The organism is Janthinobacterium darwini (assembly GCF_051380905.1).
In the GTDB taxonomy this organism is placed as follows: domain Bacteria; phylum Pseudomonadota; class Gammaproteobacteria; order Burkholderiales; family Burkholderiaceae_D; genus Janthinobacterium.
Genome location: NZ_JBNYXX010000001.1, coordinates 1,887,921 through 1,902,687, shown reverse-complemented (window position 1 = coordinate 1,902,687; position 14,767 = coordinate 1,887,921). Strand labels below are relative to the sequence as shown.

The following is a 14,767-nucleotide window of genomic DNA, read 5'->3' as shown; positions in this document are numbered from 1 at the left end:
AATGGCACGATGAATCGGATCCGCCCGCCCGGGGGCTTAGCCGCCCAAGTCCCAGAGGAAGGGGATATGCCAGAATGGCATGTACTCGTGCCAGCCGGCGAAAAAAGAAAAGGCAGCATGAATTGCCGGCGATGAGGAAAAGCCTAACAACACATACCAGACGAACTCGCTGCGCTGCATGCGGAACGCCAGCGGAGGAAGCGCAAGGGTCACGTCTCTTATCTCCTTGTTACTGTCTGCCCATGCGACGATCCTCATCGCACGCAGCGCACGGATGCAATGTCCGGCACCAGACAAAAAAGCCTGCTTATGCAGCGCTGGGCTGCTTGGGGAAGCGTGGTGGCACTGAAGTTCGCGATATGTCTAACGTGCGCTGATACATTGATGTAGATCAATCATTTTTTGAACTGTGTGCAGCAGAATATGAGCATTCGCAAGGGTCTGTTGATCAGACCATGGCAGTGCGCCTGACTGACCAAGCACAACACGTCAGCCCAGCACCCGCGCCCTGCGCTATGCATGACTAACTTCATAAGGAATAACATGACCCCCACTACCATGAAAGCCGCAGTTGTCGAGCAACTGGGTCAGCCCCTGGTGCTGCGCGACGTTCCCGTGCCGGTTCCCGGCCCCGGCCAGATCCTGGTCAAGACGGAAGCTTGCGGCGTGTGCCACACGGACCTGCATGCGGCGCGCGGCGACTGGCCCGTCAAGCCTACACCGCCGTTCATTCCTGGCCACGAAGGTATCGGCCGGGTGGTGGCCATGGGTACTGGCGTGACCGAAGTGCAGCTGGGCGACAGGGTCGGCGTGCCCTGGCTCTACTCGGCTTGCGGCCATTGCGAACATTGCCTGGCAGCCTGGGAAACCGTGTGCGCCGAGGCGCAGTTCGGCGGCTACACCAAGAATGGCGGCTTTGCCGAATACATCCTGGCCGACCCGCGCTACGTTGCGCATATTCCGGCCGGGCTGTCCGCCGTGCAGGCGGCGCCCATCATCTGCGCCGGCGTGACCAGTTACAAAGGCATCAAGGAAACGGGCGCGCGGCCGGGCCAGTGGCTGGCCGTGTCCGGCATCGGCGGACTGGGCCACCTGGCCATCGAGTATGCGGTGGCCATGGGCTTGCGCGTGGCGGCCGTCGACATCGATGAAGGCAAGCTGGAACACGCGCGCGCCCTCGGTGCCGAAGTGACCATCAATGCCCGTCAGGGCGATCCCGTCGCGGCCCTGCGCGAAGCGACCGGTGGCGGCGCCCACGGCGTGCTGATCACCGCGCCATCGATCGATGCCTTCCAGCAAGGCGTGGCGATGACGCGCAAGCGCGGCACCTGCGTGCTGGTGGGCTTGCCGCCAGGCGACTTCCCGACGCCGCTGTTCGACGTCGTCGCCAATTGCGTGACGATACGTGGCTCTTTTGTGGGCACGCGCCAGGACATGGCCGAGGCGCTTGCCTTTGCCGCCACCGGCAAGGTCAAGGCCGGGATCGAATTGCAGCCGCTGTCGGCCATCAATGAGATCTTCAGCCGCCTCGAGCATGGCAAGGTTGCCTCGCGCGTGGTGCTCGATTTCAGCAGCAACTGATCAGTACTCAGGCCAAGCGGTGTATCTGTGCGACGGCAAGGAATTGCCGTTGCTATGATGGCATATCATAAAGGACACACCGATGAAAACCTCCCGCTTTTCCTCCCTCTCTTCCCTGCTGGCCTGCGCCGCCCTCGCCTGGCCGCTTGCTGCCAGCGCGGCCGATCAGGCCGCGCCCTCCCTGCCCGGACACTATTACCTGCAAGGTGTCATGGAAACGGGCTCCGAACTGCTGCTGAAAAAGGACGGCACCTTCGAATGGATGCTCAGTTACGGCAATACCGACCAGCAAGCCAGCGGCGAGTGGCGCGTTGCCGGGGACACGCTGACCCTGGTGGCAGGAAACGGCGACAAGGAGCCGCAGTTCCGCGTGTTCGAGGAATCGGAAATGCGCATCCAGAAACCGGCCGAAGCGGGATTGTGGGTGGCCATCGTCGGTTTTCCCCGGCTGGGGCCGATGGCTGGCGTGGAAGTGAAGTTCGAAGCGCAAAGCGGTAAGACGGCCACGGCTGTGAGCATCGCGAACGGCGACGCCATCGTCCGTATGCCAGCGTCGGAACGCTGGGTGCGCGCCGGCTTGCGCCGCCAGGGATCAAAGGCCGACTATCAATGGCTGGCCGTGCCGTCCGGGCGCGCACAGGAACGCATCGCCGCCTTCGCCGTCACCGACCCACAGTGGCTCAGGGGTCAGGCATTCCAGAAGCTGGCCTTGCGTATCGTCAAAGGCGGGCTGCAAGTGGACGAGACAGACAGCAGCCTGGCCAGAGGCCTGTACGCGAAACCGGCATCGAAGCAATAGCCCCGCTCCACCTCACTCATCTTCCCGGCACGCTGCCCTGATCAAGGATATTGACCAAGGCAGCGCTGTTTGTGCCCAGGCGCAGCCGTGCGCCGTTGACACCCTGCACGGTCTGTCCTATAGTCGCCGGGTTAACAAGAAATGAGAATGAGAATCATGTTCATTAAAATGAAAAAGTGGCTCGCATGCTATCCGCTCGTGGCCGCCAGCCTGTTGCTGGCCGCTGGCGCGCAGGCGCAAGTGGCCGATCCTGGTGCCGGTGCCAAGCAATTGTGGCAATTGATAGACTATGTTGCTGTCGATTACAGCGGTGCCGTCGAACACGGCAAGGTGGTCAGCGAGGCCGAATACGCGGAAATGCTCGATTTTACCGACAATGCGACGACGCAGATCGCTGCCCTGCCAGCTCACGCTTCGCAGGCGGCCATCGCCGCCGCCATCGCCGACCTGCGCAAAGCCGTCGTGGCCAAGGCCGATGGCGCGGAAGTCAAGCGCCTGGCGCACCACGCGAATGGTTTGCTGATTGCCGCCTACCCGATTCCCGTGGCGCCCAAAGTGCTGCCCAATCTGGCGCGCGGCGCGGCCCTGTATGCGGCCCAGTGCGCTTCTTGCCATGGCGTGGCCGGTGGTGGCGACGGTCCGCTGGCGGCCAGCCTGGAGCCGAAACCGATCGCCTTCACGGATGGCGAACGGGCGCAGTCGCGCAGCCTGATGGCGCTGTACCAAGTCATTTCGCAAGGCGTGGCGGGCACTTCGATGGCCAGTTTTGGCCAGCTGTCCGAAAATGAGCGCTGGGACCTGGCCTTCTTTGTCGGTGGCATGTCGCACGATGCGGCGGCGCGCGCGCGCGGCGAAAAGCTGTGGCGGGACGATCCGCGCAGTAAAAACCTGTACACCGACCTGGCCGCCGTGACGACCCTGACGCAAGAAGCGGCGGCCGCCAAGCTGGGTGCGGACGAAGCGCAAGCCTTGACGGCGTACTTGCGCAGCACCCCTGGCAAGGCCGAGGCGCACAAGCCGGCGGGCCTGGCCCTGTCGCGCTTGCGCCTGGAAGAAAGCCTGGCCGCCGTGCACGCAGGCGACCGAGCGGCCGCCACGCGCCTGGGCCTGTCGGCCTACCTGGACGGTTTCGAGCCGATCGAGCCGATGGTCGGTGCACGCAACAAGTCCTTGCTGCTGGCCGTGGAAAACGCCATGCTGGCCTACCGTTCCGCCGTTGCCAAGGGCACGGTGGCCGATGCCGAGGCGGCGGGTGAAAAGCTGCAGCAACTGTTTAGCCACGTGGAAGCGGAACTGGGGGACGCCAAGGCGGAGCCGATGACGACCTTTATCGGCGCCCTGACGATCTTGCTGCGCGAAGGCGTGGAAGCGCTGCTGATCGTGATCGGCATTATCGCCTTCCTGCGCAAGGCCAAGCGCAACGACGTGCTGCCGTATGTGCATGGCGGCTGGATCAGCGCGCTGGTGGCGGGCGGCCTGACCTGGGTGGCGGCAACGTATCTGGTCACCATCAGCGGCGCCAGCCGGGAAGTGAGCGAAGGACTCGGTTCCGTGTTTGCTGCCCTGGTCCTGCTCAGCGTGGGCTTGTGGATGCACCAGAAGAGCAGCGCCGGACGCTGGCAGGAATACCTGCATGAGAAACTCACGGCAGCGATGAGCCGGCGCTCTGCCTGGGGCCTGTTCGCTCTGGCCTTCATCGCCGTCTACCGCGAAGTCTTTGAAACTGTGCTGTTCTATTCCGCCCTGGCGGCGGACGGCAATGGCGGCGCCCTGCTGGGAGGCTTCCTGGTGGCCATCGTGCTGCTGGTCGTGATCGCCTGGGCCTTGCTGCGCACCAGCGCCCGCATGCCGATCGGCAAGTTCTTCTCGTGGACGTCCGCCTTCGTGGCCGTGCTGGCCGTAATACTGATGGGTAAAGGCGTGGCCGCGCTGCAGGAAGCGGGCTGGGTCGGCGTCACCCCCGTCGATTTCATGCGCATCGACCTGCTGGGCATCCTGCCGACCCTGGAAACGCTGCTGGCGCAAGCGGCCATCGTGGCCATCATCATCGCCGGCTACGGCTGGAACCGCGTGTCCGCAGGCAGACGCAAGCTGGCCTGAGCTTGACACTCGCCCCTTGAAACGCGCCGGCACGGGCGTTTCCACCATCCCCCAATCGCTGCAGCCAGCCATTGGGGGATTTTTCATTGCAGCCGCTAGACGCGACATTTCGCCTGACGACTTTCATCCGACAACAGCGCTGGCCTGCAACAGGAAAATCGCTGGTCACGACCATCTTGGCATCTTTGCCGCTGCTGGCCATCAGCCACATTCAAGAAATCGTCCATAGCTGTCCAGTCCCGTTTGATCGTAAAGGCGCTTTACGAATAGATCTGGCGTCTATTGCTGCCATTCTTTGGGTGCCTGAATGGGTGTTTTTGCACCGATGGCCCCCTGCTGCAGCAGTTGCTGCTGCGCGGCCTGTGGGCCGATGTCGTCGATGACAGCTTGCCGAAGCCGCAGTGGATAGCACGCTGGTGCGAACTGGGTGCGTCAGGATTTCCCTTCATCAACTCCCCTGCAACGCCTGCTGGACGCCGGCGTCGACGTGCATGACCTGACGGACGTCGTGCGTTCCGCGCAGGTCTTAACGATCTACAATATCGCCCAGCTGATCGACGAGCCTTGCCGCGACCTCGGCTATGACGTCGAGGCAGCGCCCGACGTGCAACTGGGGTATGTGGATGAGGCCGGCGCACCGCACCTGCCCGGCAGCCTGCATGATGCGCTGGAAGAACTGGATCCGGCGGGCCGCCACGGCCAGCCCCGCTCGCTGGAACTGCGCCAGTTTGGCGGCTTGCCGGGCGATCTGCAGATGCAGCTCAAGGACTTGCTGGAGAAGAAAGCCTGGTCGCAGGCGGCCGTCCTGTGGAAGCGTACCGTTGGCGGCGAGCTGGCGCACTGCCTGGCGGCAATGCAACAGCTGGCGCGCCAGCTGTAATACCTTACCAGTAGCCAAGCACCTTCCACCACGTCGTGCCGACAATGGCAAAGATCAGCAGTTCCACCACGCACATGATGAAGCCGACCCGCCACCAGTTGCCCATCGTCACGAAGCCGCTGCCGAAGATGATGGGCGATGTGCCCGTCGCGTAGTGGGTCAGGGTCATCATGATGGCCGAGCCGGCCGTCATCATCAGCATGAACGGCACGTGGTATTCGGCGGGAATCAGGTGCAGGCCCACCGTCAGGAAGGCCAGCAGCATGGCGCTGATGTGGGCCGTCGTGCTGGCAAAGAAGTAATGCGAAAAGACAAACACCAGCACCAGGACGGCGGCGATCGGCAGCGAATCCATGCCGCTGGCGACGATGGCGGCCTTCATGCCGGCCGAGAACCAGGCAATCACGCCCGTCTTGTTCAATTGCTCGGCCATCATGACGAGCGCGCCGAACCACACGAGGGTATCCCAGGCGCTCTTCTCCGACAGCACGTCGTCCCAGTCGATGGTGCCCGTGATAATCAACACGAACAAGCCGACAAAGGCTACCACCGTCGCATCGAGTGCAAACGCGGGGCCGAACAGCATGGCGGGCACGTTCGCCCACAGCAACAGCAGCAGGGCAAAGGTGCCCAGCATGACTTTTTCCGACGGCGACAAGGGACCCATGCTCTTCAATTCCGCCTTGGCGTAAGTGACGGCGTCCGGCGTGGCTTTCAGTTCCGGCGGCGACAGCCAGTAGATAATCAAGGGCATCACCAGCAGGCAGACGAGGCCCGGCAACAGCATGCACAGGGCCCAGGTGGTCCACGTCAGATGAAAACTCTGGCCGCTGGCCTTGGCCACGAAATCGACCACCAGCGGATTGGGCGCCGTGGCTGTCAGGAACATGGCCGAGGTAATCGGGTTGGCGTGGTAGTTCACGAGGGCCAGATACGTGCCCACTTTACCTTCCGTGCCCTTGGCAGGGTCCGAATCGAAGGCGTTGGCGATCGATTTCATGACGGGGTGGACGATGCCGCCACCGCGTGCGGTGTTACTTGGCGTAAAGGGCGCCAGCACCAGTTCGCAAATGGCCAGGCCGTAGCCGATGCCCATGGTGCGCTTGCCCAGCAGGGAAATGAACAGCAGACCGATGCGGCTGCCCAGCCCCGTCTTTTTCAGGCCGCGCGAAATCAAAATCGCCACCACGATCAGCCAGATCAACGGATTCGAGAAACTGCTGAGCGCATCCGTGATGGCGCCTTTGGACGAGGTCGACGTTACTTGTGACAATGACACGATGACGATGGCCATCATGGCCATCACGCCAATCGGCATGACTTTCAGGATGATCGCCAGGATGGTGGTGAGGAAGATTGCCACCAGGCCCCAGGCCTTGGGCGTCAAGCCATCGGGCGCCGGCAGCAATAGCATGCTCACCAGCAAGGCCGTGCAAATCAGGGCGGGGACGAGGCGGAATGGGACGGCTTCCTTGAAATGCAGGAACATGTCGCGCACTGTTTTATACATCTTTATTACCTTTCGCTGTGGGTCAGGCATCGTGGCAAGCGGCATGGTGCGCGCAGAGTCTTGGGCTGGCGCGCAGAAAAAACGCACCTTCAACGATGACAGATGCCCAACAATTCTGTTCGGCAATATCATACACGCAACGCGTGCCCGTCCCCGGCTCCATTCGGCGCGCCGTTCCCGCCAATTGCAAAATCGTTGACCTGCGAGCGACATATGTCGCATAATCGCCCCTCATGTCGCCTAAGCCTACGAGGAAGCCATTGCAAGCACGCAACCATCATATCGACGCCTTGCGGGGCGCGGCCATCCTGTGCGTGCTGCTGCTGCACTTCGCGCTGGCCTACGGCCTGAAGAACAGCCCGCTCTCCGCCTTGCCGGGCTGGCTGCTGGGCGCCGCCTACCAGGGCAATTACGGCGTGACCATCTTCTTCGTTATTTCCGGCTACCTGATCACCTCGACCTCGCTACGCCGCTGGGGCGACCTGGCGCGCATAGACCTGGCCGCGTTTTATCTCTACCGCATTCCCCGCCTGCTGCCCTCTCTGCTGCTGGCCCTGTCCCTCATCGTGCTGCTGGGCGTGCTGGACGTGCCCTTCTTTGCCAATTCGGACGGCGGCAAGGACTTGCCAGCCAGCTATTTCGTCATCGCCATCGCTTCGGTGCTGACCTTCTGGCACAACGTGCTGATGCAAAGCGCCGGCTATTTCAATTACTGCCTGAACGTCTACTGGTCGCTATCGGTCGAGGAAATGTTTTATCTGCTGCTGCCGCTGTCGTGCCGCTTGCTGCGCCAGCGCCACTGGATCATGCTGCTGTGCGGCGCTGCCATCGTGGCCGGCCCCGTCTACCGCAGCTTGCACGCGGATAATGAGATTGACTTCATGTACGGCTACCTTGCCTGTTTCGACGCCATCGCCATCGGCTGCCTGACGGCACTGTTGACACAGCATTGGCGGCCGGGCGCGCGTGCCGGACAACGCTTGCGCTGGACAGCGGGCCTGGCCCTGGCGGTCCTGTACGTGCGCGGCATTGGCGGCCATGAAGTCTTTGGTTTCAGCGCGATCGCGCTGGCCAGCGCCGCCTTCATCGTGGGCGCCACGGCGGGCCAGGCAGCCAGCCAAGGCCGCCCAGGCCCGCTGCAATGGCTGGGACGGCACAGCTATGAGCTGTACTTGTTCCATATCATCGTGCTGGCCGCCATGCGCAATGTCGTCGACAAGGCGGGCCTGGGCTACTCGGAGCGCCTGCCGTGGCTGGCGCTCTTCCTGGCTGCGACCGCACTGGCGGCCGCCCTCGTCGCCCGCTGCGTGTCCGAACCGGCCAATACCGCCCTGCGCCGGCGCTTCCGGAGCGCCGCCACGGCCGCGCCTGCACGCGCGGGGGGCAGCCCTGGAGCGGCGCCTTGAAAAAGTGAGCCAGGTCAAGAGACCGCATGCCGGTCGTGCGTTTCAGGGGGATTTCCAGCCCGAACTTGCCATCCGCACTATAATGTCGGCACCGCGTGCGGCAGCATTGGCGGCGATAGACGGTAACAATTTCGTGTGGACGCCAGTACAATAGCGTCTGGGCCTACACAGGGTTTCACTTTTGCCAGCAGTTGCCAGCAACTAACCATTTTTTTGACCAGCCAACAAACACTATGAGTTCGATGAATGAAGAGCGCGTATTAAGCGTGCACCACTGGACGGATACCCTGTTCTCCTTTACCACCACGCGCGACCCGTCGCTGCGTTTCTCGAATGGCCATTTCACCATGATCGGCCTGCGCGTCGATGGCAAGCCACTGCTGCGCGCCTACAGTATCGCCAGCGCCAATTATGAAGACCACCTGGAGTTTTTCAGCATCAAGGTGCCGGGCGGCCCGTTGACGTCGCGTTTGCAGCACTTGCAAGTGGGCGACACCGTCATCGTCGGCCGCAAGCCGACGGGCACCCTGGTGTCCGACTACCTGCTGCCAGGCAAGCGCCTGTACATGCTGTCGACGGGCACGGGCCTGGCCCCTTTCCTCAGCATCGTGCGCGATCCGGACATCTACGAGCGCTTCGACCAGTTGATCCTCGTGCACGGCGTGCGCCAGGTCGATGAACTGGCCTACCGCGAGCTGCTGGAAGAGCACCTGCCGAAACATGAATTCCTGGGCGAAATGGTCAGCGACAAGCTGCGCTACTACCCGACCGTCACGCGCGAAGACTTCCGCAACATGGGCCGCATCACGGCACTGATCGAGAACGGCAAGCTGGCCGAAGACCTGGGCTTGCCAGAGCTGAACCCGGCCGAAGACCGCGTCATGATCTGCGGTAGCTCGGACATGCTGCGCGACCTGAAAGAGATGCTGGAAGCGCGTGGCTTCAAGGAAGGCAATACCTCGACGCCTGGCGACTTCGTTGTCGAGCGCGCGTTCGCCGAGAAGTAATCCGCAACGCTACAGGTGCCGGGTCCCGCCGCTTTGCGCGGCGGGACCCGGCTTTTTTATTGCTGGATCAACGGGCCAGCGCTGCCCCGCGCTGGTATTGCAAGCCATTCATGAAGCGCTGCACGGGCTGAAAGCCGCCGCTGAGGATATCGTCATGCGCCGCGTAATAGCGCGTCTCGATCTTCAGCAGGCCCAGCACGGTCGCATCGAGCTTGTCGGTCTGATATGGCCGGCTTTCCAGCGCCGCGCGCGCGGCCGTCGATTGCGGCGCTTGCCGGTTGCTCCAGATCAACATGGGAATTTCATAACCACTCTTGTCCGAGGCGGAATGGCCCGCGTGATTGCGGCTGTAACCCACTTCCTGCCCATGGTCAGAAACGAACAGCAGCGAGGCGGCGCGGTCGGTCTTGGCCTTTTCCGCCATGCCGATCAGGGTGCCCAGCACGTAATCGCCATAGCGGATTGCGTTATCGTACTCATCGCGCTGGTTGCGTATCCAGCCAGACCTGCCCTGGCTGGCCATCTGCACGCTGACGGCGTCCTGCGCCTTGTCGAAATGCGCAAAGCGGCTGGGATAGCGCATGTCATAGCTGGGATGGGCACCCAGCAAGTGCACGACGATCAGCTTTTTCGGCGCGTCGTCGCGCAGCGCATGAGCGAAGGGCTGGAACAGGTTGCCATCGAAATTGTTTTCGCCGCGGCCAGTACCGTAGTTGATGAAGTCGCTTTCATCGGCCTCGCCCGCCAGCAGACCGATCCAGCCGTCGTTGCGCGTCTGGTTCGATACCCAGAAAGTCTTGTAGCCGGCCGCCTCGGCCAGCATCAGCAAATTCGGCTTGGCCATCCACGCATCGGGGTTGCCGATATCGGCCGGCGTGAGCATCGTCATCATCGATTCCACCGTGCTGGACGCGGGCGAAATGACATCGTTGAACACCAGCAGCTTCGCACGCATGGCGTCGAGCCTGGGCGTGGTGGCGCGCGGGTAGCCATACAGCGACATCGAGGCGCGGTTGGTGCTCTCGCCGATCACCAGGATGACGGTGCGCGCATCCTCGCCCACATAGCGCACATGCCAGTCGCGCGGCGCGGCCATGGCCGCCGTCAGCGCATGCTGCATGGACTTCATCGCGTCCAGCTGCGCGCTGTACTGCTGGTAGCGCAGTGGCCAGAACAGCGCCGGATTTTCGCGCCGCATGGTGGTATTGACGTGCAGCAGCACGAGAAAGACGGCCATGCTGGCAGCAAAGCTTTTTTGCAGCAGGCCCGGCACGCGACTGGCGCGCGCCGCTTGCCAGCGCAGCAGCTGGCGGTCAGCCAGCAGCACCGCCGCCGTCACGAGTACAAACCAGCCCGCCGATTGCGCCAGCGCGATGCTGTTGTGCAGGAAAAATTCACCCGTTTCGGCTTGATCTGTCGCAAACATGGCCTGTAAAACTGCATTCGGATTCGGCCGCATGCCAAAATAGCCACGCAAAAAACCTTTGATGGCGGCGTCGAGGTAAAACACGGGCACCACGATGCGCACCAGCACGGTGACCAAGCCGGCGCTGGTGCTGCTGCGCCAGGCATGCAGCACGCCGCCTATGCCCAGCAGGAAGGCCGCCAGCAAGACGCACAATTTCAGGCATTCGTTCGCACTTAACTGATCGAAGAGGAAGAACAGCAGCAGGCCAGCAAGACTTAACAGGACACGGAAAAACAGAATCAGCATGGAGGCAGTAGATAGTAAACGTTCGACGGGGACAGGCCCGAGCGGACGGGCCAGCGATTGTAGCGTAGTCCCTTGCCACGCGTAGCAGCATTTCTTGCATGCTCCTGACAGAAATTGTCAGTGCTGTCCATTATGCTTTTGGCACCAGCAGGCTAAGCAGCCTGTACTATTGATATCTCCACCTGCGACAGGACTTTTCATGACCCGTGCCATCACCATACTGACCGAGAACTTTGCCGATTGGGAAACCGCCCTGATCAATTCCACGGCGCGCCTGTATTACGGCTTTTACACGCAGTTTGCCACGCCGGGCGGCCTGCCTGTCACCTCGTCCGGCGGCATGCTGGTCACGCCGCAACTGGCGCTGGAAGCCATTTCGCTCGACGAACTCGACTTGCTGATGGTGTGCGGCGGCAGCCACTGGCAAAGCGGCAAGGCGCCCGACCTGGGTCCGCTGCTGCGCGCCGCACGCGACAAGGGGGTGGTGCTGGCCGGCATTTGCGACGGCACGCGCGTGCTGGCGCAGGCCGGCGTGCTCGACACCGTGCGCCACACTTCCAATTCCGCCGACAACCTGATGGACACGGGCTATGCGGGCGCCGGCCAATACCAGGATGTGCCCTGGGCCGTGGCCGACCAGCGCATCATCACGGCGCCCGGCACGACGCCCGTCACCTTCACGCAAGAAGTCTTGCGCGCCCTGGGCATAGCCGACGAGAACCTGGCCGCCTACCTGGCCTTGCATGGTGCCGAGCACGGCAAGGCTGCGGCTGCCCAGGCAGCCCGCTAGTCGGCAGCCAGCACGCGCAAGCGCGCCACGGCGTGCTTGTTGCCGGGGTCCAGTTCCAGCGAGCGGCGGTAATGCGTGACGGCCAGCGCCTTGGCGCCGTCCGCCTCGTACGCTTCGGCCAGGCTGTCGTGGCCGTTCGCCCCTTGCGGGTAGAGTTGCACGCCAAGCTGGAAGACGGCAACCGCCTGTTTCAGCTGCTGCCGGCCCAGCAGGCGGTAACCCCAGGCGTTCAAGTCGTCTTCGGTGGGCGCAGACAGCCCGTGCTGGCGCCGGATGGCCGCCAGTTTCTTGTCCAGCCCGTCGAAACCACCGCTGGCCGCGCTATTGCGCAGCAGGTGCGCGGCATACGCGCCGCCACGCTGCTGGCGCAGGGCGGGAATATAGAAGCCGGCGATGGTATCGATCAGCTGTTCCGGCTGGCCTCCAGCCAGGTTGCTCAGGATAATGATGGCCAGGTCATCATCCGGGTACACATAAAAGGCGGAGCGGGCGCCGCCGATGCCGGCCACGGCGCGGTGGCCATCGCGGCCGATCGTGGGCCAGCCCAGCGCCCACGGTGCCGGCTTGCCGTCATTCAAGCTGGTCGGCTGCCACAGCCGTTCCACGCTGGCGGGCGCCAGCAAGCGTCCTGACTGTAGCGCGATAAGCCAGTTCGTCAGTTCACCCACATTGCTGTTGATGCCGGCCCCCGCGCGCATGAACACGGGGAAGTCCTCGATCACGTTGCGGTAACCGTTGCCGCCCCGGTTCAGCACATAGGAACTGGCCTTGTTGGCGACCACGTCCTTCGCATCGCCAAAACCGCTGTGCGGCATGCCCGCCACGTCGAACTGCCTGTGCTGGATGAAGGAGACAAAGGGCTGGCCGCTTTGCTGCTCGATCAGTTGCGCCAGCAACACATAATTGGTCTGGTTATAGCGGAAGCGCTGGCCTGGGCGGGCTTCCACCGGCAGCGCCCGCACGGCTGTCCACGCCGCGTCGGCGTCGTCCGGCTGCGGCCCCACCAGCTTGCCGCTGCGCTGGTCCAGCACATCGGGCAAGCCCGAAGTATGGTTGAGCAATTGCGTCACCGTCACGGCTTGCCAGGCTGGCGGCAGCCCCGTCAGGTACTGGCCGATGGGCGCCGCCAGGTCGATCTTGCCCTGCTGTACTAGCTGCATCACGGCCACGCCCGCAAATGCTTTCGTTGCCGAATTGATGGAAAACAGGCTGGCGTCCGTCACCGGTACCTGATATTGCAAGCTGGCCAGGCCGAAATTGTGCTTCAGCACGACCTTGCCACCTCGGATGACCGCCAGTTGCAGACCTGGAATCTGGCGCTCCTGCATTTCACTGCGCAAGAAGGCGGCAATTTCCTGTTCCGCGGGGGACGCCTTCGGCCCGCTGGCGGGGGCGGCCGTGGCGGCCACGGTGACGGGAGCGGCAATGGCGGCAAGCGCCATAACGAGCAGAACAGATGGGAGGCGTGGCTTCAAGATGCGGCTTTCGGCAAGAGAAAACGGAACAGCAGCATCCCATACCTATTTATCAACGTCAACGAGAATATTACTGCTTAGAAAGTTACTCTTCCAGCCACGCGTCCTCATAGCCTTCCCGATCGAGAATGAATTTGGCGCCGCTGGGCAAGGCCAGGTAATCGAGCACCTGCGGCAGCATCTCGTGCAGGTGTTCCACATGCAGGGGCTGGTAAAAGCCGCTGGCAGTGTCATGCTCGCCGCAGTGGATGAACCAGCTGATGGTGCCGTTTTCCGGCAGCACGATGCGCGTGCCGTAGATGGGCGACTGCGCCAGGCTGCCGATGGCCAGGGCCACCATGGGTTCGGGCGCCTGCGCCGGCAAGCCGAATTTGTCGCAAATGCGCCGCTGTGTTTCGCTGATCAGTTCAGTCATGGTGCTCTCAGGATCCGATATATTGATAATGCAGCCGTAGCGCGCCATCGGCGCCGGACATTTCCAGGTGCAAGGTCGCTTCACCCGGCTTGCCATCGGCCAGCAACATGCATTCCAGGCCCAGCGGCCCGGCGTCGGTGGCATACACATCGATGGCGGAACGGCCATCCTTGCCCGGCACAAAGGCCTCGGCCAGCGGCGCCAGGGAGAGCGCCTGGTTTGCCGAAAAATAGCTGTCGAGCATCTCGAGGATCTCCTCGGCCACGCCCGCCGACAGGGACCAGTCGCGTTGCAGCGCAACAGGATCGCGCAGGTCGAGCGTCTGCACGAAGGCGGCCGCCTGTGCATAGGCCTGCTGCCGCAGGCTGTCGGTAATACTCATTTCCATGCTGCGATTCCTCTCTCTTGAACAGGCGCCATTATAGTGCGCGCCCTGACGGATGCGGCACAGTCGCCATGCCAACAGTTGCATGACAGTACGGCATCCCTGTAAAGTGGGCCACGATGAAAAAAACCTACCATGGCAGTTGCCACTGCGGCAGCGTGCGCTTCGCGGCCGAGATCGACCTGGCCGCTCCCAGCCTGCGCTGCAACTGTTCCTATTGCCTGAAAATCCGCTGCTGGGCTAGCCAAGTGCCGCCCACAGCATTCCACCTGCTGGCAGGAGAAGCGGAGTTGAGCGAATACCGCTTTGGCGCCGGTCGGGAACGCCACTACTTTTGCCGCCACTGCGGCGTGCGCCCGTTTGGCCGCGGCGATTCTGCCCGCAGCGGCCCGTTTGTCGGCATCGGCGTGAACTGCCTCGACGATGCCTCGGTGGCCGAACTGGCCCAGGTGCCCGTCACCTTTGTCGATGGCTGGCATGACGACTGGGACGCGCCGCCGCAGGAAACGCGGCATCTGTAAAAATGCAATGTAGAAATGGTTGTCACGCACCACGGAGTTTTCCTACGTGGCGACAGGTAGTGTCCCTATGGTGAAGCCAGCGTCCGGCAGCGAAAATGGCCTTAACGGTGCTGCACGGCGCCGGAGGCCAGGCAGGAGCATCCTTAATCCATCCTTACGCCATCCTTGGTGCGGATGATGACGC

General features: G+C 62.8%; 14 protein-coding genes. 8 read left to right on the top strand and 6 right to left on the bottom strand.

Going from position 1 to position 14,767, the window contains the following annotated elements; genetic code table 11:
• Nucleotides 1-36 precede the first annotated feature (36 nt).
• Nucleotides 37-213, bottom strand: a complete 177-nt coding sequence (locus tag ACQ4WZ_RS08865; protein ID WP_436573139.1) for a hypothetical protein — start codon at nucleotides 211-213, stop codon at nucleotides 37-39.
• Between the two features lie 330 nt (nucleotides 214-543).
• On the opposite strand from ACQ4WZ_RS08865, the gene ACQ4WZ_RS08860 reads away from it, so the two are divergent.
• The 4 genes from ACQ4WZ_RS08860 to ACQ4WZ_RS08845 all read left to right on the top strand — a co-directional run bounded on the left by ACQ4WZ_RS08860 (nucleotide 544) and on the right by ACQ4WZ_RS08845 (nucleotide 5,360).
• Nucleotides 544-1,581, top strand: a complete 1,038-nt coding sequence (locus ACQ4WZ_RS08860) for a zinc-dependent alcohol dehydrogenase (RefSeq protein ID WP_436573138.1) — start codon at nucleotides 544-546, stop codon at nucleotides 1,579-1,581.
• Nucleotides 1,582-1,663: 82 nt separating this feature from the next.
• Nucleotides 1,664-2,380, top strand: a complete 717-nt coding sequence (locus tag ACQ4WZ_RS08855; protein WP_101481319.1) for a hypothetical protein — start codon at nucleotides 1,664-1,666, stop codon at nucleotides 2,378-2,380.
• Between the two features lie 168 nt (nucleotides 2,381-2,548).
• The gene (locus tag ACQ4WZ_RS08850) at nucleotides 2,549-4,480 is read left to right on the top strand and encodes an FTR1 family protein (RefSeq protein ID WP_436573137.1); all 1,932 of its coding nucleotides are present in this window, start codon (nucleotides 2,549-2,551) and stop codon (nucleotides 4,478-4,480) included.
• 427 nt (nucleotides 4,481-4,907) lie between these two features.
• Nucleotides 4,908-5,360, top strand: a complete 453-nt coding sequence (locus ACQ4WZ_RS08845) for a hypothetical protein (protein WP_436573136.1) — start codon at nucleotides 4,908-4,910, stop codon at nucleotides 5,358-5,360.
• A 4-nt stretch (nucleotides 5,361-5,364) separates the two neighbouring features.
• On the opposite strand, the gene ACQ4WZ_RS08840 is transcribed toward ACQ4WZ_RS08845, so the two are convergent.
• Nucleotides 5,365-6,870: a DASS family sodium-coupled anion symporter gene (locus ACQ4WZ_RS08840; protein WP_436573135.1), complete on the bottom strand. Its 1,506-nt coding sequence runs from the start codon at nucleotides 6,868-6,870 to the stop codon at nucleotides 5,365-5,367.
• 260 nt (nucleotides 6,871-7,130) lie between these two features.
• Between ACQ4WZ_RS08840 and ACQ4WZ_RS08835 the strand changes: the two genes are divergently transcribed.
• Both ACQ4WZ_RS08835 and ACQ4WZ_RS08830 read left to right on the top strand, forming a co-directional pair.
• Entirely contained in the window at nucleotides 7,131-8,276 is a 1,146-nt protein-coding gene (locus ACQ4WZ_RS08835) for an acyltransferase family protein (protein ID WP_436573134.1), read from the top strand.
• Nucleotides 8,277-8,509: 233 nt separating this feature from the next.
• Complete coding sequence (locus ACQ4WZ_RS08830; protein ID WP_101481324.1) at nucleotides 8,510-9,283, top strand: ferredoxin--NADP reductase; 774 nt, start codon at nucleotides 8,510-8,512, stop codon at nucleotides 9,281-9,283.
• Between the two features lie 67 nt (nucleotides 9,284-9,350).
• Here the strand turns inward: ACQ4WZ_RS08830 and ACQ4WZ_RS08825 are convergent, their stop codons facing one another.
• Entirely contained in the window at nucleotides 9,351-10,997 is a 1,647-nt protein-coding gene (locus tag ACQ4WZ_RS08825; protein ID WP_436573133.1) for a phosphoethanolamine transferase, read from the bottom strand.
• Nucleotides 10,998-11,196: 199 nt separating this feature from the next.
• Between ACQ4WZ_RS08825 and ACQ4WZ_RS08820 the strand changes: the two genes are divergently transcribed.
• Nucleotides 11,197-11,787 carry a DJ-1/PfpI family protein gene (locus ACQ4WZ_RS08820; protein WP_436573132.1) on the top strand — a complete coding sequence of 197 codons (591 nt, stop codon included), beginning with the start codon at nucleotides 11,197-11,199 and terminating at the stop codon, nucleotides 11,785-11,787.
• Here the strand turns inward: ACQ4WZ_RS08820 and ACQ4WZ_RS08815 are convergent.
• The 3 genes from ACQ4WZ_RS08815 to ACQ4WZ_RS08805 all read right to left on the bottom strand — a co-directional run bounded on the left by ACQ4WZ_RS08815 (nucleotide 11,784) and on the right by ACQ4WZ_RS08805 (nucleotide 14,065).
• Nucleotides 11,784-13,262, bottom strand: a complete 1,479-nt coding sequence (locus ACQ4WZ_RS08815) for a serine hydrolase domain-containing protein (protein ID WP_436573131.1) — start codon at nucleotides 13,260-13,262, stop codon at nucleotides 11,784-11,786. The two genes, ACQ4WZ_RS08820 and ACQ4WZ_RS08815, sit on opposite strands and share 4 nt — an antisense overlap.
• Nucleotides 13,263-13,347: 85 nt before the next feature.
• Nucleotides 13,348-13,677 carry an immunity protein Imm33 domain-containing protein gene (locus ACQ4WZ_RS08810; protein ID WP_436573130.1) on the bottom strand — a complete coding sequence of 110 codons (330 nt, stop codon included), beginning with the start codon at nucleotides 13,675-13,677 and terminating at the stop codon, nucleotides 13,348-13,350.
• A gap of 7 nt (nucleotides 13,678-13,684) precedes the next feature.
• Nucleotides 13,685-14,065, bottom strand: coding sequence for a hypothetical protein (locus ACQ4WZ_RS08805; protein ID WP_436573129.1), 381 nt, complete (start codon nucleotides 14,063-14,065; stop codon nucleotides 13,685-13,687).
• Nucleotides 14,066-14,181: 116 nt separating this feature from the next.
• On the opposite strand from ACQ4WZ_RS08805, the gene ACQ4WZ_RS08800 reads away from it, so the two are divergent.
• On the top strand, nucleotides 14,182-14,583 hold the full coding sequence (locus ACQ4WZ_RS08800) for a GFA family protein (RefSeq protein ID WP_101481330.1): 402 nt from the start codon (nucleotides 14,182-14,184) through the stop codon (nucleotides 14,581-14,583).
• Nucleotides 14,584-14,767 lie beyond the last annotated feature (184 nt).

Excerpts from the sequence above, each read along its gene's own strand:
- ACQ4WZ_RS08840 (WP_436573135.1), bottom strand. The coding sequence starts at position 6,870 with ATGTATAAAACAGTGCGCGACATGTTCCTGCATTTCAAGGAAGCCGTC.
- ACQ4WZ_RS08800 (WP_101481330.1), top strand. The coding sequence starts at position 14,182 with ATGAAAAAAACCTACCATGGCAGTTGCCACTGCGGCAGCGTGCGCTTC.
- ACQ4WZ_RS08810 (WP_436573130.1), bottom strand. The coding sequence starts at position 13,677 with ATGACTGAACTGATCAGCGAAACACAGCGGCGCATTTGCGACAAATTC.
- ACQ4WZ_RS08855 (WP_101481319.1), top strand. The coding sequence starts at position 1,664 with ATGAAAACCTCCCGCTTTTCCTCCCTCTCTTCCCTGCTGGCCTGCGCC.
- ACQ4WZ_RS08825 (WP_436573133.1), bottom strand. The coding sequence starts at position 10,997 with ATGCTGATTCTGTTTTTCCGTGTCCTGTTAAGTCTTGCTGGCCTGCTG.
- ACQ4WZ_RS08805 (WP_436573129.1), bottom strand. The coding sequence starts at position 14,065 with ATGGAAATGAGTATTACCGACAGCCTGCGGCAGCAGGCCTATGCACAG.
- ACQ4WZ_RS08820 (WP_436573132.1), top strand. The coding sequence starts at position 11,197 with ATGACCCGTGCCATCACCATACTGACCGAGAACTTTGCCGATTGGGAA.
- ACQ4WZ_RS08850 (WP_436573137.1), top strand. The coding sequence starts at position 2,549 with ATGAAAAAGTGGCTCGCATGCTATCCGCTCGTGGCCGCCAGCCTGTTG.
- ACQ4WZ_RS08830 (WP_101481324.1), top strand. The coding sequence starts at position 8,510 with ATGAGTTCGATGAATGAAGAGCGCGTATTAAGCGTGCACCACTGGACG.
- ACQ4WZ_RS08860 (WP_436573138.1), top strand. The coding sequence starts at position 544 with ATGACCCCCACTACCATGAAAGCCGCAGTTGTCGAGCAACTGGGTCAG.